The sequence below is a fragment of the Georgenia muralis genome, from assembly GCF_003814705.1.
Lineage (GTDB): Bacteria > Actinomycetota > Actinomycetes > Actinomycetales > Actinomycetaceae > Georgenia > Georgenia muralis.
The window spans coordinates 255142-273448 of sequence record NZ_RKRA01000001.1 but is presented as its reverse complement, the minus strand read 5'-3'; the positions used below and the strand labels follow the sequence as shown (position 1 = coordinate 273448).

The 18307-nt window shown below is 72.8% G+C and carries 18 protein-coding genes; 8 read left to right on the top strand and 10 right to left on the bottom strand.

The window, feature by feature from the left end:
• Positions 1–74: 74 nt before the first annotated feature.
• The 6 genes from EDD32_RS01210 to EDD32_RS01190 all read left to right on the top strand — a co-directional run bounded on the left by EDD32_RS01210 (position 75) and on the right by EDD32_RS01190 (position 4104).
• The gene (locus EDD32_RS01210) at positions 75–848 is read left to right on the top strand and encodes a sigma-70 family RNA polymerase sigma factor (RefSeq protein ID WP_454778318.1); all 774 of its coding nucleotides are present in this window, start codon (positions 75–77) and stop codon (positions 846–848) included.
• The gene (rsrA, locus tag EDD32_RS01205) at positions 845–1165 is read left to right on the top strand and encodes a mycothiol system anti-sigma-R factor (protein ID WP_123913899.1); all 321 of its coding nucleotides are present in this window, start codon (positions 845–847) and stop codon (positions 1163–1165) included. Before EDD32_RS01210 ends, rsrA begins: the two co-directional genes overlap by 4 nt.
• A 181-nt stretch (positions 1166–1346) precedes the next feature.
• Positions 1347–1421: a 50S ribosomal protein bL37 gene (locus tag EDD32_RS19955; protein WP_156968370.1), complete on the top strand. Its 75-nt coding sequence runs from the start codon at positions 1347–1349 to the stop codon at positions 1419–1421.
• A 77-nt stretch (positions 1422–1498) separates the two neighbouring features.
• Entirely contained in the window at positions 1499–2491 is a 993-nt protein-coding gene (locus tag EDD32_RS01200; RefSeq protein ID WP_123913897.1) for a zinc-binding dehydrogenase, read from the top strand.
• A 156-nt stretch (positions 2492–2647) separates the two neighbouring features.
• The gene (locus EDD32_RS01195; RefSeq protein WP_123913895.1) at positions 2648–3457 is read left to right on the top strand and encodes a DUF4097 family beta strand repeat-containing protein; all 810 of its coding nucleotides are present in this window, start codon (positions 2648–2650) and stop codon (positions 3455–3457) included.
• A gap of 53 nt (positions 3458–3510) precedes the next feature.
• Positions 3511–4104: a hypothetical protein gene (locus tag EDD32_RS01190; protein WP_148087398.1), complete on the top strand. Its 594-nt coding sequence runs from the start codon at positions 3511–3513 to the stop codon at positions 4102–4104.
• Positions 4105–4140: 36 nt separating this feature from the next.
• Here the strand turns inward: EDD32_RS01190 and EDD32_RS01185 are convergent, their stop codons facing one another.
• The 3 genes from EDD32_RS01185 to EDD32_RS01175 all read right to left on the bottom strand — a co-directional run bounded on the left by EDD32_RS01185 (position 4141) and on the right by EDD32_RS01175 (position 6618).
• A complete protein-coding gene (locus EDD32_RS01185) occupies positions 4141–4674 on the bottom strand; it encodes an ester cyclase (protein ID WP_170175153.1) in 534 nt (177 codons plus the stop codon).
• A gap of 110 nt (positions 4675–4784) precedes the next feature.
• Positions 4785–5885 (bottom strand): 4Fe-4S dicluster domain-containing protein, encoded by a 1101-nt coding sequence (locus tag EDD32_RS01180; RefSeq protein WP_123913889.1) that lies wholly within the window; start codon positions 5883–5885, stop codon positions 4785–4787.
• A 4-nt stretch (positions 5886–5889) separates the two neighbouring features.
• Positions 5890–6618 (bottom strand): TorD/DmsD family molecular chaperone, encoded by a 729-nt coding sequence (locus EDD32_RS01175; RefSeq protein ID WP_123913887.1) that lies wholly within the window; start codon positions 6616–6618, stop codon positions 5890–5892.
• Between the two features lie 212 nt (positions 6619–6830).
• On the opposite strand from EDD32_RS01175, the gene EDD32_RS19300 reads away from it, so the two are divergent.
• The gene (locus EDD32_RS19300) at positions 6831–7121 is read left to right on the top strand and encodes a DUF6457 domain-containing protein (protein WP_246005916.1); all 291 of its coding nucleotides are present in this window, start codon (positions 6831–6833) and stop codon (positions 7119–7121) included.
• Positions 7118–7585, top strand: coding sequence for a molybdenum cofactor biosynthesis protein MoaE (locus tag EDD32_RS19295; RefSeq protein ID WP_246005915.1), 468 nt, complete (start codon positions 7118–7120; stop codon positions 7583–7585). The genes EDD32_RS19300 and EDD32_RS19295 overlap by 4 nt, the downstream gene beginning before the upstream one ends.
• Before the next feature lie 76 nt (positions 7586–7661).
• Here EDD32_RS19295 and EDD32_RS01160 read toward each other — a convergent pair whose 3' ends face one another.
• The 7 genes from EDD32_RS01160 to EDD32_RS01130 form a co-directional block, all read right to left on the bottom strand.
• The gene (locus EDD32_RS01160; protein ID WP_123913885.1) at positions 7662–8534 is read right to left on the bottom strand and encodes a dimethyl sulfoxide reductase anchor subunit family protein; all 873 of its coding nucleotides are present in this window, start codon (positions 8532–8534) and stop codon (positions 7662–7664) included.
• Positions 8535–8582: 48 nt separating this feature from the next.
• Positions 8583–9200, bottom strand: coding sequence for a DMSO/selenate family reductase complex B subunit (locus EDD32_RS01155; protein WP_123913882.1), 618 nt, complete (start codon positions 9198–9200; stop codon positions 8583–8585).
• Positions 9201–9214: 14 nt separating this feature from the next.
• Positions 9215–11668 carry a DMSO/selenate family reductase complex A subunit gene (locus EDD32_RS01150; RefSeq protein WP_123913880.1) on the bottom strand — a complete coding sequence of 818 codons (2454 nt, stop codon included), beginning with the start codon at positions 11666–11668 and terminating at the stop codon, positions 9215–9217.
• A gap of 324 nt (positions 11669–11992) precedes the next feature.
• Positions 11993–12280, bottom strand: coding sequence for a MoaD/ThiS family protein (locus EDD32_RS01145; RefSeq protein ID WP_123913878.1), 288 nt, complete (start codon positions 12278–12280; stop codon positions 11993–11995).
• A gap of 1 nt (position 12281) precedes the next feature.
• Positions 12282–13385, bottom strand: coding sequence for a GTP 3',8-cyclase MoaA (moaA, locus tag EDD32_RS01140; protein WP_123913876.1), 1104 nt, complete (start codon positions 13383–13385; stop codon positions 12282–12284).
• Between the two features lie 126 nt (positions 13386–13511).
• Positions 13512–14141 carry a GDSL-type esterase/lipase family protein gene (locus EDD32_RS01135; RefSeq protein ID WP_123913874.1) on the bottom strand — a complete coding sequence of 210 codons (630 nt, stop codon included), beginning with the start codon at positions 14139–14141 and terminating at the stop codon, positions 13512–13514.
• Between the two features lie 87 nt (positions 14142–14228).
• The gene (locus tag EDD32_RS01130; protein WP_123913872.1) at positions 14229–18080 is read right to left on the bottom strand and encodes a multifunctional oxoglutarate decarboxylase/oxoglutarate dehydrogenase thiamine pyrophosphate-binding subunit/dihydrolipoyllysine-residue succinyltransferase subunit; all 3852 of its coding nucleotides are present in this window, start codon (positions 18078–18080) and stop codon (positions 14229–14231) included.
• Between the last annotated feature and the right edge of the window lie 227 nt (positions 18081–18307).

Sequence of the window (18307 nt, the reverse complement as noted above, 5' to 3'; positions counted from 1 at the left end):
GAGCGCACGCGCTTGTCGGGGTTTCCCGGCGCGCTTCTCGGAATGCCCCGACGCGCGGTTCGGTTGTAGGAGACATGACCGCGACGCTCCAGGCTCTGGCCCCGAACCTCGCGCCGCTCCATCCCTTCGCACTGACGGTCCGGTCGGCGAAGGCGGCAGCCGGCTTCTCGCTGGCCGAGCCGGCCGAGAGCGGCACCGGCTTGCAGGCCGGGCTAACCTGGATGTCGATGACCGAGAGCCACGAGGGTGACCTCGACCGCACCTCCGACGGCGAGACCGACGCCGAGCGGTCGCTCCGCTTCGAGCAGGACGCGCTGCCCTATCTCGACCAGCTCTACGGCGCGGCCATGCGGATGACGCGGAACCCGGCCGACGCGGAGGACCTGGTCCAGGAGACCTTCGCCAAGGCGTTCGCCGCCTTCCACCAGTACCGGCCGGGCACCAACCTCAAGGCCTGGCTCTACCGGATCCTCACCAACACGTTCATCAACTCGTACCGCAAGAAGCAGCGCGAGCCGCTGCAGTCCGACGCCGACTCCGTGGAGGACTGGCAGATCCACCGGGCCGCCTCGCACACCTCGACCGGTCTACGTTCGGCGGAGGCGGAGGCGCTCGACCTCCTGCCCGACTCGGAGATCAAAGACGCGCTCAACCAGCTTCCAGAGGACTTCCGCCTCGCCGTCTACCTCGCTGACGTCGAGGGCTTCGCGTACAAGGAGATCGCCGAGATCATGGCCACCCCGATCGGGACGGTGATGTCCCGGCTCCACCGGGGACGACGGCAGCTGCGGGAGCTGCTCGTCGACCATGCCCATGAGCTCGGACTTCGGACGGAGGCCAAGGCATGACCGAGGACAATCCCGACCTGATCGACCGCGCCGAGCGAGCGGTGCGTGAGCGTTCCGGAGATGGTCGCTGCACGTGCGAGGAGCTCCTCGACAACCTCATGGAGTTCCTCGACTCCGAGCTCGACGAGGACCAGTGCGCGCGATTCCGCGCCCATGCCGACAACTGCCCCACCTGCCACGAGGCAGCTGATGCGGAGCAGCACCTCCGGGCGCTGCTGCGACGGTCCTGCTCCGAGGTCGCGCCCAGCTCGCTTCGCGTCCGGGTCGCCTCCCAGCTCAGCGTGCTGCGGGTGACGAGCGTCCGAACCGTGGAGTGACGTACACGCGGTCCGGCGACGTTCGTACGTCCGGGTGACGTCCGCATGCCGGGTGGCGTCCGCACCGATCCCGAGTGGCACCGGCCTCGGTGAAGCGCGCCGAGCGCGAAGTGTGGGATCATGATCGGCGAGATTTCGCCCGTCGCCCGGCGGACGATGAGCCGAGCAGCAGGAGACAACCATGAGCAAGCGCGGTCGCAAGCGCCGTTCCCGCAAGGGGAGCGCCGCCAACCACGGCAAGCGTCCCAACGCCTGAGGACTCGTCCTCCTAGACGGGCCGGTCCCCGCAGAGGTGACCGGCCCGTCGCCGTCCCCGGCCCTATCGTGATGGCCATGCGATGCGCCTACGTGAGGACCCAGAGCGCCGACGACCCGCTGTCCGGGCTCGTGGTGGGGGACCTGCCGGACCCTGGGTCGCCGGCCGAGGGCTGGCTGCCCGTCGACGTCCGCGCGGCCGCGCTCAACCACCACGACCTGTGGTCCCTGCGCGGGGTGGGCCTCCCGTCCGAGCGGCTCCCCATGGTCCTCGGGACCGATGCCGCCGGCACGCTGGGGGACGGCACCGAGGTGGTCGTGCACGCGGTGATCGCCTCCTCGTCGTGGACCGGTGAGGAGACTCTCGACCCGCGGCGCACCCTTCTCTCCGAGCTCCACCCGGGCACGCTCGCCGAGCGGGTCTGGGTGCCCGCGCGCAACGTCGTCCCCAAGGCTCCCGAGCTCTCGTGGGCCGAGGCGGCGTGCCTTCCGACGGCGTATCTCACCGCCTACCGCATGCTCTTCGACGCCGCTGATCTCCGGCCGGGGCACACCGTCCTCGTCCAGGGCGCGGGCGGTGGGGTCGCGACCGCCGCGATCGTGCTGGGCCGGGCCGCGGGCCTGCGGGTGTGGGTGACGTCCCGCAGCGAGGCCAAGCGCGACCGGGCGCTCGAGGTCGGCGCGCACCAGGCCTTCCCCGTCGGGGCGAGGATGCCCGAGCAGGTCGACGCCGTCCTCGAGACCGTCGGCGAGGCCACCTGGGGGCACAGCCTGCGGTCCTTGCGACCCGGCGGCACGGTCGCGGTCGCCGGGGCCACCTCGGGAGCGATGCCCCCTGCCGAGCTCAGCCGGGTGTTCTTCCGCTCCCTGCGCATCGTCGGGACGACCATGGGCACTCGCGAGCAGCTTCGTGATCTCCAGCAGCTCCTCGTCGCCACCGGTACCCGGCCTCTCATCGACACCGTGGTCCCGCTCGCCGAGACCGGCACCGCACTCGGCCGGATGGCCTCCGGCGAGGTCAGCGGCAAGCTGGTCGTGGACATCGTCGGCGAGTCCGGGCCGCAGCGCTGATCGCCGCAGCGCTGATCGCCGCAGCGCTGACGCCGCGGCCTCCCGGTCATCGCCCTCCGGTGATCGACAGCGCTGCGCACCCGCCGGGGCTCCCGAGCCGCCCGCGACCGCTGCCACACCGCTCCGGGCAGCCTCGGCGCGCGTTACCGTGGCGCCATGGCTACGCGCTCGTGGATCGTTCCCGGACCGGCACGGCACGACGTCGAGGGGGTTGACGCACTACGGGTCCAGCTCGTCGCCGGAAGCGTCTCGGTCCACGGCCACGACAGCGACCACGTGCACGTCGAGGTTGCCGAGGTGACCGGCAACCCGCTCGAGATCTCGGTGGAGGGGACCCGTCTGAGCATCGGTTACCCCACGCTCGGCTGGGACGGCTGGGCCCGCCGCCTGGGCTCGTACAGCTCCTCCGACGTCGCCAGCCTCACCGTGCACGTCCCGCACGGAACCACCGTCCACGTGGCGACGGCCACGGCCGACGCGACGGTCTCCGACGTCGCGGAGGACCTCACGCTCATGACCGCCTCCGCCGCCCTCCGGGTGCTCCGGTGCCGCGGGGCGGCCACCCTCCGTTCGGCGTCGGGCACCGTGGAGGTCAGCGACCACGTGGGCCCCGTCCGGGTCTCCACCGCCGCCGCGCGCACCGAGGTCACCGGAGAGCTGCCGCGCACCGAGGTCACCTCGGTGGCGGGCAGCATCTCCGTCACGACGACGGCGCACTCGGCCATGGCGGACCTGGCCACGGTCTCCGGCGCGATGCGGGTGCAGCTCCCGGCCGGGACGGGGCTGTCGATGACGGCACGGACGGTGACGGGCCAGGTGCGGGTCGACGGCGTCGACCGCAGGCCCGGCGGGCTCACCCCCACGACCGTGGAGGACCGGGGCGACGGCGCGGTGTGCTTCCTCACCACGCGCTCGGTCGCCGGTTCCCTCGACGTCGTCCGTGGTGCCCTGGGAACCTCCGCGTGAGCGGCGGGGCAACGGGCCCGGCCGGCGCCGGCCCCGACGGACGTGTGGCTCCGGTGGAGGGCATCGGTGACGACACCGTCGCCTCCTTCCACGCACAGGTGGCCCAGGCGGCCCGCGACCGGGCCGGCTCCTGGGACGTCGTCGCCGAGATCCTCGACGGCCCCGACGCGAGTCTGGCGGAACGGTTGCGCTCAGGAGAGCTCGCGACCCGGCTCCGCCTCGCCGCACGCTGGCTGGGCGGTGACGCCGAGATCTTCGCCGGCGACCTCATGCGGCTGGACGTGCACGCCCGCGGGGCGCGACGACGGTCCCTGGACGCCGACCTGGCGTCGCTCGCCGCCGACCACCACCTGCTCGGTGACGACGTGCCTGGTCTCGTCGCCGGCGCCCGGCAGATCGCCGCGGCCTGCCACGAGGAGGCGGCCGCCTGGGCGGCAGGGGACACCGCCGGCGGTCGCTCGCTCAGGGCGCGCGAGCAGGAGCTCATCGCCGGCCGTCTGCTCCCCGCCCTTCCCGACGCCGCGGGGCGGCTGGCCCGCGACGGCGCGTCGGTGGTGACGCGGGCCCTGGGCTCCCTGGTGCTGGCCGTGCTCTCCGTGGAGAGCGGACGGGACTACCAGCGCGCCGTTCTCCGTCCGGACGCGTGAGGACGGTGCCCTCCGGCAGGGTCACCGCCGATCAGGTCAGCGGCGCCGTGCCCGCCTGACCCGGGCTGTGACGATCGTGCGCGCCCGGTCGGTGAGGATCGTCGTCAGCACGCCGGCGCGGAAACGCAGCTCGTCGGTCTCGGGCATCACGCCCAGCTGCTGGAGCAGGGCGAAGGTGTCGAACGTCGTCGTCCACTCGCCCACGGCCTCGTCCCGGAGCCGCATGAGGGTGGTGCCGCGGATGTGGAAGGACCGGCCCGTCACCGGCAGACCCATCTCCAGGTGACCGCTCAGCGTGCCGGTAGCCGTCCACGTCGCCACCACGGCCGGCGGGTCGAGCCGGGTGAAGATCTCGATGTCCTCGACCGGGAAGTGGATGTCGGGGAAGCCGGTGAAGGTGTCGGTGAGCTCCTCACGCACGGCGTCCTTGCCGTACAGGCCCACGCTGACCGGCCAGTCCCACAGGACGTCGCCGGCGAGGTACCCGAGGACGGCGTCGACGTCGTGGTCGTTCCAGGCGCGGAAGACCGCCAGGGCGGTGCTCCGCAGATCGGCCTCGCTCAGCGGCATGGCGGACCCTCCCGTCCCGGCCGCGGGCGGTGCGCGGCTCTGACAGAAGGCTCGCCCCATGGTCGGGCGCCGGCAAGGGACGCAGGTCCTTCGGTGCCCCGGCCTGTTGCTCAGACGGGTCGGGCGGCAGCCGGGCGCCCGGGGGCGGGCACGCTCCCGAAGGGGTTGCGCCGCCGGAAGTCGCACACCGGGCACCAGGCGCCACCCGAGGTGGTGGGGAAGCGGGTGCCGCAGCGTCGGCACCGCGCGGTGGCGAGGGTGACCACCGGCACGGGCACGCCCGAGAGGACGTCCGCCCAGCTCCGCTGACCCTGCTCCGTCAGGGCACCGGCCGGGCACAGCGTGACACACCGCAGGCACCCGTCGCACGCCGCCGTGAGCTGCTCCAGCGTGGCCAGGACCGGGTCGGTGCCGGACTCGCGCCACCCCAGCGCCCCCGCCGGGCAGGCCTGGACGCAGACGCCGCAGGCCGTGCACCCGCGTGCGCCCAGGTGGCTCGCCGGCGCCGGGTACGCCTCCAGACCGTCGGTGCCGGCGGGGACGACGGCGGCCACCGCAGCGGCGAGTCGTCCCGGCGCGGGACCGTCCGGCGGGAGCTCCCGCCCGGTGCCGGAGCCCAGTCCGAGGAGCCCGCGGCGGGAGACCGGCATGTGTGAGGCGTCGAGCACCCGCCGGCGCCTGTGTCGGGACGGCGGGGAGGGGTGGGGACGACGCGTGGTGCCAGGACGGACGGTCGGACGAGGGACCGCCCCCCCGGGCACGGCCGTGGCGGTGCCCGCAGACGCGACGGCGCGCTCGTCCTCGTCGGTCGAGGTGTCGGCCGGGTCGTCCCCGTTCGCTGACGAGGTGTCGTCCGGGTGGCCCGACGCACGCGCGCCGAGGACGAGGCGTCCGGGCGCGCCGGCAGCGACGATGGCGCCGACGGGACCGAGGTGCGCGAGGGCGCCGTCCGCGTCGGCGCAGCCGTCGAGGTCGACCCGCACCCGGCGCGCCCCGAGGCCGAGCAGCTCGACGAGCTCGTACGGCGCCACGGTGGCGGCGCACCCCGGCAGGCGCACGAGGGTGCCCGCACCAGCCCCGTCACGACGGGCACGCGCGCCCGCATCCGCCGGTGCACCTCGCCCCGGGTCGGGGTGCTCGGCGCACACCAGCTCGAGGTCGACGGGCTCGGGCTGGTGGGAGAGCCAGACCTGGAGCGACCGGAGGGTCACCGGCTCAGGCGAGGAACGTCGCCCGGGCGGAGGTGAGGGTGCCGAGCCCGAGGGCGGCGACACCCTGGTAGAAGAAGGTGGTGGACGCGTTCGCCGCCTGGGTGAGGCACCGCGGGGCCCACACGAGCAGGTGGTCCGCGAGGAACGAGACGAGGCCGCCCAGCAGACGGCGGAGCTGGTCGTCGCGCCGGGACTCCAGCGCATCCATCGCGCGTTCGCACAGCGCGGCGACGAAGCTGAGCTCGAGGCCGATGTGGTCGTCCGGCTCCTTGTTCAGGCGCGGCGCAGCGAGCCCGAAGGCGGCGTAGGAGGCCCGGACCTGCATGGTCTCGGCCTCGAAGAGCAGGTGCTCCTCGGAGCGGTGCACCGACTCGTAGGGCGGGGCCTTCATGCGCTCCGGGCCGACGAAGAGCCGGTTGTAGTCCCGGTGGACGACGTCCTGCTTCTCCCCGGCCAGGGCCGACTCGGCGAGCAGCGCGGTGCCCCGGCGGCAGTCCGCGTCCATGAGCAGCGGCCACTCCTCGAGCAGCTCGGGGTCGCGCACCCGGGCGAGGACGTACGCCGTCGGCGCGGTGAGCAGGAGCCGGGAGAGGGTGGTGAACGCCGCGGCGTAGTGGTCGAGCGTGACGGCGAGGAGGCTGCGGTCCTCGAGCAGGCGGTCGACGCTCGCCTCGACCGTGGTGTCGGGGCTCGCGGGTGGCAGCGGCTGCACGGGTTCGATGGCGGCGGTCATGACCATTCCCTCCGGTGGCTGCGTCCGGAACCGGGCGCACTCCTCATGGTGCCCCGGACCTTCGGACGCCCTGTGGGCCTTTCGCCCCAGCGGCGCCCCCGTGCGGCGAGGCGTCCGTCTCCGTCCAGTGGTGACGAAGGGCCCAGGACGGGTGTGCCACCATGGCCGCACGCCCGTCGCGACGGCGCGGACGGACCCGTGGGAGGAGCACCTTGAGGGGCGACGAGACCGAGAAGATGGCCGCGATGAACCGCTGGCTCGACGCCGTGTGCGCCGAGCTCGAGGTGGACCGGTCGGTGATGGACGCCAACTCCGCCGCGCTGCTCCGGCTCATCAGCGACGTGGCGCACGGCCCCAGCCGCCCGGGGGCGCCGCTGACGGCGTTCCTCGTCGGCCTCGCCGGGGCGAGCGCGCCGGGACCCGCCGCGCCGGCCGTCGGCGAGCGCATCGAGAAGGTGAGCCGGCTCGTCGAGTCCTGGCCGGGCGCCGGGGCGCCGGCGTGACCCCCGACGGCGCGGCGGTCCCGGACCGCCTGACCGAGCCCGGTCACCGCGTCGCCCTGGCGGACGTGCGCGAGGGTCTCACGACCGTCGCCGAGTGCGCCGACGCCGTCGAGGACGCCGCGGCGGGGGCCGTGGTGACCTTCGGCGGGGTGGTCCGCAACCACGACGGCGGTCGTGCGGTCACCGAGATCGAGTACGTCGCGCACCCCAGCGCAGCGGCCCTCGTGGCCGACGTCGCGGCCGACGTGGCGAGGCGGTTCCCCGTCGACGCGGTCGCCGTCGTGCACCGGGTCGGCGTGCTGCGCGTGGGCGACGTCGCGCTCGCGGCCGCCGTCTCCGCGGCGCACCGCGCGGAGGCGTTCGCGGCCACCGCCGAGCTGGTCGAGGAGGTCAAGCGGCGGCTCCCGGTGTGGAAGCGTCAGGTCTTCGACGGCGGCGAGCACGAGTGGACGGGCAGCGCCTGACAGCGCCCGGGCACGCCGACGCGGCCTGTCGTGCACCGGGGCGCCGGCGTCGTCACGGCGCCCCGGTGCAGCTGGCCTACATGCCGATGCGGGTCATGGAGTCGTAGAACTGGGACCGGCCGATGAGCTCGCCGGCGAGCACGAGCGCGAACGCGGCGGTGGCCAGGACCGCCAGCGTGCGCGGCCGGGCGTCGGGGGAGGCGTAGCGGAAGAGCAGGACCGCCAGCAGGCCGGCCCCGAGGAAGACCAGCACGAGGCGAGCGACGAACCACGCACCGGTGAACACCTCGGCCGAGGTGGCTGCCGCCCCGCCGGCTCCGGCGAGGTTGGCGATGTGCAGCGGGATGATGAGGAACTCCGCCCCGAGCAGGACGACGGCGGCGATCCCGATGCCCTTGAGGGTGCCGGCGACGAGGGAGCTGTCGGCGAGGTCGGCCGTGGTCGCCCCGCCTCGGCGGCGTCGGACCATGAGCGTGGCCATGAGCGCGGCGCCGACGGCCAGCGCCCCGAGGAGCAGGGCCGTCGTGAAGAACTGCGCCGGGGTGGTCCAGGAGTGCCACGCCGGGACGGCGACGAGCGAGTAGTAGATCATCGACATCGACCACACCAGCACCAGGCCCACGAGGGCGGTGAGCGCCGCGAGGCCCTGACGCTGGCGGGAGGTGCCCCAGCGGAACCACTGCGCCGCGGCGAAGAGGAACCCCAGGGCCGCGAAGCCCGCGCCGAAGAGGATCTCCCGGCTGAGCCACGAGGTGGCGACGTGCCGCAGCACGTTGAGCGTGTTGCCGACGTCGTTCATGTGGAACATGGACGCGACGAGCCCGAGGACCATCACCGGTCCGATGGCGTAGAGGACGGGGTCGGTGATCGTGTCGACGGCCTCACGGCCGTACCGGCGGGCGGCGACCAGCTGGACGACGCCGAGGACGACGAAGGCGCCCACGCTCATCTGGGCGAAGAGGTGAAGACCATCATGGGCAGCTCGTGGGTGTTCACGTCACAGCTCCTCGGGGTTGGCCAGGGCGCCGGTGCCGGCCCCGCTGGGCTGGGCGTCGCGGTGCGGGGTGATGACGAGGTTGGGGCGGGTGATCGACGGGTCGGGCAGGGGCTCGACGCCGGCGAGCGTGCCGTGCTCCGCGCGCAGCTCGTCGATCGGGCCCCAGGCCAGGGCCCGGGACGGGCAGGCCGCGACGCACGCCGGGTCCTGACCCTCCGCGCGGTAGTCGGCGCACATGTCGCACTTGGACATGTGCCCGGTCGCGGGGTTGAACTGCGGCGCCGAGTAGGGGCACGCCCACTCGCAGTAGCGGCACCCGACGCACTTGTCCTCGTCGACGGTGACGATGCCGTTCTCGTCCTTGTGCATCGCGGTGGTGGGGCAGACCTGCACGCACACGGGGTTCTCGCAGTGGTTGCACGAGATCGAGGTGTAGTACGCGAAGACGTTGGGGACGAACGTGTCCCCGTCCTGCTGCCAGGTGCCGCCGGAGTACTCCGCGACGCGGCGCCAGGTGACGCCGACCGGTAGGTCGTTCTTGTCCTTGCACGCGACCTGGCAAGCCTTGCAGCCGGTGCACAGCGTCTGGTCGAAGAGGAAACCGAGCTGGGTTGCCATGATGATCTCCTTCCTCAGGCCTTGACGATCTCGACGAGCGTGGTGTGCTGGGCGTTGCCCTTGGCGATGGCGGTCGGGTGCCACGAGGTCAACGTGTTGACCGACCCCCCGACGTCGACGCCCTGGGCGTCCGGGGTGTACCAGGCGCCCTGCGGGACGGACACGACGCCGGGGGCGATGCGGGCGGTGACCCTGGCGGGGAGCCGGATCCGGCCGCGGTCGTTGAAGACGTCCACGAGGTCACCATTGACGATGCCGCGGTCGGCGGCGTCACCCGTGTTGATCCACACCACCTGCGGGTGGGCCTCCTGCATCCAGTCCACGTTCCCGTAGGAGGAGTGCGTCCGCTGCTTGTAGTGGTGGCCGATGCACTGGAGCGGGTGCTTGGCGTTCGTGCGTGCCTCCTCGGCGCCCTCCCAGGTCGCGACGTACTCCGGCAGCGCCGTGATGACGTCACCCTCCGGCAGCTCCCAGGTTTTCGCCATCTCCCACAGCCGGTCGGAGAAGATCTCGATCTTCCCCGACGGCGTGGTCAGCGGGTTCGCCACGGGGTCGTCGCGGAAGTCCTTGAGGCCGATGTAGCTCTCGCCCTTGACCTTCCACACACCCATCTCGCGAAGCTCGTCGAACGACGGCAGACCAGGGACCGCCTCGCGCGAGTCCTCGACGACCTGACGGACCCAGTCCTCCTGGGTCCTGCCCTCGGTGAACTCCTTCTCCACACCGAGCCGGGCGGCGATCTGGCTGCACATCTCGTAGACGGTCCGGCAGTCGAACAGCGGGTGGATCACCTGGTCGGCGACGATCGCGTACCCCATGTTCCCGGCGCTGCCCTGCTGGACGACGTCGAGCTGCTCGGCGTTGGACACGTCCGGCAGGAGGATGTCGGCGTAGCGGGCCGAGACGGTCATCTGGTTGTCGATGACGACGATGAGCTCGCACTTGGTGTCGTCCTCGAGCAGCCTGACCGTGCGGTTGATGTCGGCGTGCTGGTTCACGAGCGCGTTGCCGGCGTACTGCCAGATCATCTTGATCGGGACGTCGAGACGATCCTTGCCCACGACGCCGTCCGCGAGTGCGGTCATCTCGGGACCTCGCTCGATGGCGTCGGTCCAGCCGAAGACCGAGATGGCGGTCTCGACGGGGTTGGTCGTCGCGAAGGGGTTGGCCATCGGCAGGCCGTAGGAGCCCTCGCGCTCACCGGTCCCGCCCCCGGGGACGCCGATGCTGCCCGTCATCGCGGCGAGCACGAAGATCGACCGCGCCTGGTTCTCGCCGTTCGCGTGGCGCTGCGGACCCCAGCCCTGCGTGATGTGCACCGGCCCCGAGGTGGCGATCTCCCGCGCGAGGCGGACGATCGTCGAGGCGGGGATGCCGGTGATCCGGGCGGCCCACGCGGGCGTCTTCTCGGTGCCGTCGGGCCCGTCGCCGAGGATGTACGAACGGTAGGAGCTCCCCGCGGGGATGCCCTCGGGGAGGTGCTCCTCGTCGAAGCCGACGCAGTAGGTGTCGAGGAAGTCCTGGTCGTGCAGGTCCTCGCTGATCATCACGTGGGCCATGCCGGCCACGAGGGCGGCGTCGGTCCCGGGTCGGATGGGCACCCACTCGTCGGCCAACGACACGGCCGAGTCGGTGTAGCGCGGGTCGATGACGATGACCCGCTGGCCGTTGTCCTGGCGGGTGCGCTGGGTCACGAAGGTCTCCCCGCCGCCGCTCATGCGGGTCTCGAGCGGGTTGTTGCCGAACAGCACCTGCAGCCGGGAGTTCCTCGCGTCGTCGAACGAGTTCGACCCGATCCACGAGCCGAACGTGTAGGGCGCAGCCTGCTCGATGTTCGCCGCGCTGTAGTCGCCGTAGTGGTTGAGGTACCCGCCCACGCAGTTCATGAGCCGGGCGATCGGTGTCTGCGAGGGCGGCCAGCTCCGGGTGATCGTGCCGCCCAGGGTGCCGGTCCCGTAGTTGAGGTAGATCGACTCGTTCCCGTAGTCCTTGACGAGCCGTTGGATCGTCGAGGCGATCTCGTCGTAGGCCTCCTCCCAGGAGATCTCCTCCCACTCGCCGCCGCCGCGGCGGGTCCCCGGCCGGCGCCGCATCGGCGTCTTGAGCCGGTCGGGGTTGTAGATGCGGTGGCGCATCGAGCGGCCCCGGACGCACGCCCGGATCTGCTGCGTGCCGATCTCGTCGTCGCCGGTGTCGTCCGGCAGCACGCGCACGATCCGGCCGTCCTTGACCTGCATGCGCAGGGGGCACCGGGACCCGCAGTTGACGTTGCAGGAGGACCAGACCGTCCGGTCGACGTCCAGGCCGCTCGCCGCCGTCGCGGCGCTCGCGGGACCGACGCCGGGCAGGCCGCCGAAGTACGCGCCCGCGCCGACGAGCGCGGCTCCACCCCCCGCCGCGGCCGACCACTTGAGGAACGACCGGCGCGGGACGGTGGTGGTCACCGGCGGGACGGGGGGCGCGCTCATGAGGGGTCCTCTCGGAAGGGATAGGTCGGGTTCGGGACCAGGCTTCCCGACGCCCGGACGCCTCCCGTGGGGCGACCGTCCCCGTCGGCGCAGGACGAAGGGCCCGCCGGGGTGCTGCGGGGCGCGCGGTGCGCTCGGCGAGGTCGGCTGCCGGCCGGCGAGGTGGGCTGCCGGCCGCCGAGCTGGGCTGAAGGTCGCCGCAACGGGTGGCCGGACCGCGTCCCCGCGGGTGGTCGCGTCCCGGTCCACCGGCGCCCGGCGGCATGACGACGGAAACCGACCGCGCCGTCGCGCGGTGTGCCGGACGAGCGGGGAGCGGCTCCGTCAGCCGCCGGCGAACGGCGGCAGGACGTCCACGCGCACGACCGGGCGGTCACCGGCGGCGAGCGGCCCGTCGAGCTCCTCGCGGACGACGTCGTCGACGAGGAGGCTGGAGATGCCCAGGATCCGGCCCAGCTCGGACCCGTGCCGGACGGCGAGCAGGTCGGCGAGGTCGGCGGCGGTGGCAGCCGCGGGGAGCGTGAGGTCCTCGGCGGCGACGCCGGCCGCCTCGGCGGCGGCGGCGAAGTACCGCAGGTGGACGGTGAGGGTGGTGGTGGTCGCGGCAGTCACGTCAGCCTCCGATCGCGCTCATGGGCCGCTGGGGCTGCAGGAAGCCGGGGTCGTCGATGCCGTGGCCCGCGAGCTTGCCCCACATCGCGGTGCGCCAGGCCGCGGCGATCTGCTCGTCGTCCGCCCCGCCGCGGACCAGGCCGCGCAGGTCGGTCTCGGTGCGCGAGAAGAGGCAGGTGCGCACCTGCCCGTCGGCGGTCAGCCGGGTGCGGTCGCAGGCGCCGCAGAACGGCTGGGTCACCGAGGCGATGATGCCCACGGAGCCGCCGGGCAGGTCGCCGGAGGGAGCGACGCGGAACCGCTCCGCCGGTGCGGCACCACGCTCGGCGGCGTCGGTGGGCGTGAGCTCGAAGCGCTCGCCGAGGGCGGCGAGGATCTGCGCCGCCGTGATCATCTCCCCGCGCACCCAGCGCTCCGGCGGGCCCAGCGGCATCTGCTCGATGAAGCGGAGCTCGAACCCGCGGCGCAGGGCGTAGGCGAGCAGCTCGGGCGCCTCGGTGTCGTTCACCCCGCGCATGAGCACGGCGTTGATCTTCACCGGTGTCATGCCGGCGGCCTCGGCGGCGTCGATCCCCGCCAGGACGTCGGGGAGCCGGTCCCGACGGGTGAGCGTGGCGTAGGCCTGCCGGTCGAGGGAGTCCAGGGAGACGTTGACCCGGCGGAGCCCGGCAGCGGCGAGCCCTGCGGCCCTGCGGTCCAGGCCCAGCCCGTTGGTCGTCAGCGAGGTCTCGGGCACGGCGCCGTCCACGGTGCGCAGGGCCGTCGTCGCCGCCACGATCCGCTCCAGACCCTTGCGCAGGAGCGGCTCCCCGCCGGTGAAGCGGACCTCCCGCACGCCGAGCCGCTGGACGGCGACCCGGATGAGATGGATCACCTCGTCGTCGGAGAGGACCTCGCGGGGCGGCAGCCAGTCGAAGCCCTCGGCCGGCATGCAGTACTCACAGCGCAGGTTGCACCGGTCGGTGAGCGAGACGCGCAGGTCCTGGGCGACCCGGCCGAAGCGGTCCACCAGCGCGGGTGTCTCCGGTCGGTCCGGCGACGCGGCGTCACGCGCGCCCGCGTCGCGCACTGCGCGGGCGCCGGGCATACCGAGCTCGACCGACATCCCACCACTGTAACGACTGCCCGGTGGGACCTCGGCGGTGGAGCGTCGGGTGAGGTCTCGGCGCGCACCCTGCCCGCGCACCCGACCCGGGCGCCGCGGCCCGGGACAGCCGTCCGGCGGGGGAGGTCAGGAGGCCGGCTCGGCGCCCAGCCAGTCGTGCCAGCCCGAGTGCAGCACGAGCCAGGCGAGGAGCCCGTAGCCGGCCTGCCCCGGGTGCGTGCCGTCGCCCGCGGCGACGTCCGCGTGCCACTGCTCGTGGGTCCGCAGGGGTTCGAAGGTCTCCGCGTAGGGCACGTGGCGGCGCTGGCAGACGTCGGCGTACGCCTGCGACAGCGCGGCCAGCGCCTCCGGGTCGGCCGCGGGGCGCGGCGGGGGCCCCACGACGAAGCAGCTCACCCGCGACGCGGCGGCGCCGTCGAGGATGTTCGCGAGGTTGAGCCGGGACCGCGCCAGCGAGAGGCCCTCGTCGAGGTCGGTGGAGCCCAGGCCGATGACGAGCCGGTTGTCGGTGTGGGCGCCGAAGCGGCGACGGCACTCGGTCTCCCAGCGCGCCGACAGGGCGGTGCTGGACTCGCCCGGGACGGCGAGCTGGGCCACGAAGGCCGGCTCCTCCGTCGTCGTGCGCGCCATCACCCGGCCGACCCAGCCCAGGCCCCGGGCGTCGCCGGTGCCCGCCGTGAGCTCGTCCCCGATGACGCAGATCCGCAGCTGTCCCTCGCCCACCGTGCTCCTCCCGTGATGCTTCGGTGTCCCCATCCTGCCCGGTGGAGCCGCGCACGCCCCGCAGCACGCGCGGGAGCGCCGACGGGCCGGGACCTCGAGGTCCCGGCCCGTCGGCGGTGCTCAGCGGGCGAAGGCCTGCCGCATGAGCTCGGCGTTCTCCTCCACATGACGCTTGTGCGAGCCGGTCGACGGCGACGCGGCCGCCGGCCGCGAGACCACCTCGAGCGCGCGACCGTCCAGGGCGGGGGCCAGGTGGTCGGAGACGAAGGTCCACGGACCCTGGTTCTCCGGCTCGTCCTGCACCCAGACCACCCTGGCGTTGGGGAAGGCGGCGAGCTCGGACCGCACCGCGTCGAGGTCGAGCGGGTAGAGCTGCTCGAGCCGGGCGATGGCGACACCGGAGTCGTCGGCCTTCACCCGCTGCGCGGCGAGGTCGTAGTAGATCCGGCCGGAGCACAGCAGGAGCTTCTCGACCTGCTCGCCCGCCGTGCGCACCCGCTCCTCCACCTCGCCGATGACCGGGCGGAAGGTGCCCGAGGTGAAGTCCTCCACAGGGGAGGCCGCCGCCTTGAGGCGCAGCAGCTGCTTGGGCGAGAAGACGATGAGGGGCTTGCGCGGCCGGGCGTAGGCCTGCCGCCGGAGCATGTGGAAGTGGTTCGCCGGCGTCGACGGCTGGGCCACCACCCAGTTCTCCTCGGCGCTCATCTGCAGGTACCGCTCGATGCGCGCGGAGGAGTGGTCGGGGCCCTGCCCCTCGTAGCCGTGCGGCAGCAGCAGGACGAGCGAGGACCGCTGGCCCCACTTCTGCTCGGACGAGGAGATGAACTCATCGATGACGGTCTGGGCGCCGTTGGCGAAGTCGCCGAACTGGCCCTCCCACAGCACGAGGGCGTCGGGCCGCTCGACCGAGTAGCCGTACTCGAAGGCCATCGCCGCGAACTCGCTGAGCGAGGAGTCGTAGACCCAGAACTTGGCCTGGTCGGGCGTGAGGTACATCAGCGGCGTCCACTCGGCGCCGTTGGTGTAGTCGTGCAGGACGGCGTGGCGCTGGGTGAACGTGCCACGCCGCGAGTCCTGCCCGGACAGCCGCACCGGGGTGCCCTCCATGACGAGGGAGCCGAAGGCGAGGATCTCCCCGAAGCCCCAGTCGATCCCGCCCTCGCGGGTCATCTCGTCGCGGCGGTGGAGGAGCTTGTCCAGCTTGGGGTGGACCGAGAAGCCCTCGGGCGGGCGCACGTGCGCCTGCCCGATCCGCTCGAGCACCTCGGGGCCGACGGCGGTCTGCCAGCCGACCATGACGCCGGCGTCCTCGAGCTGGGACTCGGGGCGCTCGAGGCCCGCGACCTGCTCGTCCGCGGTCTCGGGCGGGGTCCACCCGCCCTCGCGGGTCTCGGTGAAGGCCTTCTCGAGCTCGCGCTGGTAGTCCTTGAGGGCCTCCTCGGCCTGCTCGGCCGTGAGGTCCTTCCGCCCGATGAGCGACTCGGTGTAGAGCTTGCGCACCGAGCGCTTGTTCTCGATGAGGTTGTACATCACCGGCTGCGTCATCGAGGGGTCGTCGCCCTCGTTGTGGCCGCGCCGGCGGTAGCAGACGAGGTCGACGATGACGTCCTTGTGGAACTTCTGCCGGTAGGCGTACGCCAGCTCCGCGACCCGGGCGACGGCCTCGGGGTCGTCGCCGTTGACGTGGAACACCGGGATCTGCAGACCCTTGGCGATGTCCGTCGGGTAGTAGGACGAGCGTGAGGACGACGGGCCGGTGGTGAAGCCGATCTGGTTGTTGACGATGATGTGGATCGTGCCGCCGGTGCGGTACCCGCGCAGCTGGGAGAGGTTGAGCGTCTCGGTGACCACGCCCTGGCCGGCGAACGCGGCGTCGCCGTGGATGAGGATGGGCAGGACGGAGAAGCCGTCCTCGCCGAGGTCGATCCGGTCCTGCTTGGCCCGGACCACGCCCTCCAGGACGCCGTCGGCCGCCTCGAGGTGCGACGGGTTCGCCGCGAGGTAGACGGCGGTCGTCTCCCCGTCCGGTGCGGTGAACGTGCCCACGGTCCCGAGGTGGTACTTCACGTCGCCGGACCCCTGGACGGTGCGTGGGTCCTGGTTCCCCTCGAACTCGGAGAAGATCTGCCCGTAGGACTTCCCGGCGATGTTGGCGAGCACGTTGAGGCGCCCGCGGTGGGCCATGGCGATGCCCACCTCGTCGAGTCCGTCGTCGGCGGCACCGGTGAGGATGACGTCGAGGAGGGGGATGAGCGACTCGGCGCCCTCGAGGGAGAAGCGCTTCTGCCCCACGTACTTCGTCTGCAGGAACGTCTCGAACGCCTCGGCGGCGTTGAGCTTCTTGAGGATCTGCAGCTGCTGCTCGCTCGACGGCTTGGCATAGGGCGTCTCGAGCTGGCTCTGGAACCACCTGCGCTGGCTCGGGTCGCCGATGTGCATGTACTCGATGCCCACGGTCCGGCAGTACGCGTCCCGCAGGAGCTGCAGCACGTCGCGCAGGCTCGCCCGGGACGTCCCGCCGATCCCGCCGGTGGGGAAGGTGCGGTCGAGGTCCCACAGGGTCAGCCCGTACGCGGCGACGTCGAGGTCCGGGTGCCGGCGCTGGCGGTAGGCGAGCGGGTCGGTGTCGGCCATGAAGTGGCCCCGGGAACGGTAGGCGTGCACCAGCTCGGCGATCCGCGCGGGCTTGCCCAGCTCGGTCTCCGGGTCGTACTCGATGTCCTGGAGCCAGCGCACCGGCTCGTACGGCACCCGCAGGGAGGTGAAGACCCGGTCGTAGAAGCCGTCGGTGCCCAGCAGCTTGGTGTGGATGATCTTGAGGAACTCGCCGGAGGCCGCGCCCTGGATGATCCGGTGGTCGTAGGTCGAGGTGAGGGTGAGGACCTTGGAGACGCCGATCCGCGCCAGGCGCTGCTGCGAGGCACCGGCGAACTCGGCCGGGTAGTCCATCGCGCCGACGCCGAGGATCGTGCCCTGGCCCTTCATGAGCCTCGGGATCGAGTGCACCGTGCCGATGCCGCCGGGGTTGGTCAGCGAGATCGTCGTCCCGGCGTAGTCCTCGAGGGTGAGCTTGTTGTTGCGCGCCTTGCGCACGAGGTCCTCGTACGCGCCCCAGAAGCCGGCGAAGTCCATCGTGTCGGCGGCCTTGACGGAGGGCACGACCAGGCTGCGGGTGCCGTCGGGCTTCGGCAGGTCGATCGCGAGGCCGAAGTTGACGTGCGCCGGCTGGAAGACGGCGGGCTTGCCCTCCTCGGTCTCGGCGTAGGAGTAGTTCATCTCCGGCATCTCCGACAGCGCCTCGACCATGGCGAAGCCGATGAGGTGGGTGAAGGAGACCTTGCCGCCGCGTGAGCGGGCGAGGTGGTTGTTGATGACGATCCGGTTGTCGACCATCACCTTGGCGGGGACGGCGCGCACGCTCGTCGCGACGGGGAGCTCGAGGCTGGTCTCCATGTTCTGGACCGTGCGCGCGGCGACGCCGCGGAGCTTGACGGTCTCGTCCTCGGCCGGGCTCTCCGCCGTCGGGGAGGGACGCCCGGTGCGCTCGACGTAGGCGGAGGTGGGGGGCTGGGCCGAGACGGGCGGCGCGGGCGGCAGGTCGTCGCGCACGGTCTCGACCGACTGGTCGGCGCGGGCGCCGGGGGAGGGCGTGCCGGCCGAGCGCGCGGCGCTGCGCGGCGGTGCGCCGGGCTCGGTGGGGGCCGGGCGGGCCGGGCTCACCACGGAGGGCGCCCCGGCCGACGGCCCGGGGTCGGCGGGCACGGTGCGTCCGGCCGGGGCGGCCTGGCCCGTCTCGGCGCCGGGTGCCTGGTCCGCGTCGCCGCCGTTGCCCGCGCTCTCGTAGTCCTCGAAGAAGTCCCACCACGCAGGGTCGACGGACCTCTTGTCCTTCTTGTACTTCTCGTAGAGCTCCTCGATGAGCCACTCGTTGGCGCCAAAGGTGGAGCTGATGTCGTGTTCCTGCGTGGACACTCGCTGTTCGCCCTCTTCCAGGGGTGTGATGAAGATCGCCTACAACCCTAGGCGACCTGCTCCTCCGACCCCACATCGAGAACGACTCCCGGCCCGAATTCGGGCGGCCTCGGCGGCCGCTGCGCCGACTCGCTCAAGAGCCGGTCAACGGGGCGTCACACGCGCCTAGGACGAACGTCCCGAACGGGTGATGTCGGGATGCACCGTCCGAGCGGGTCGCTACCATC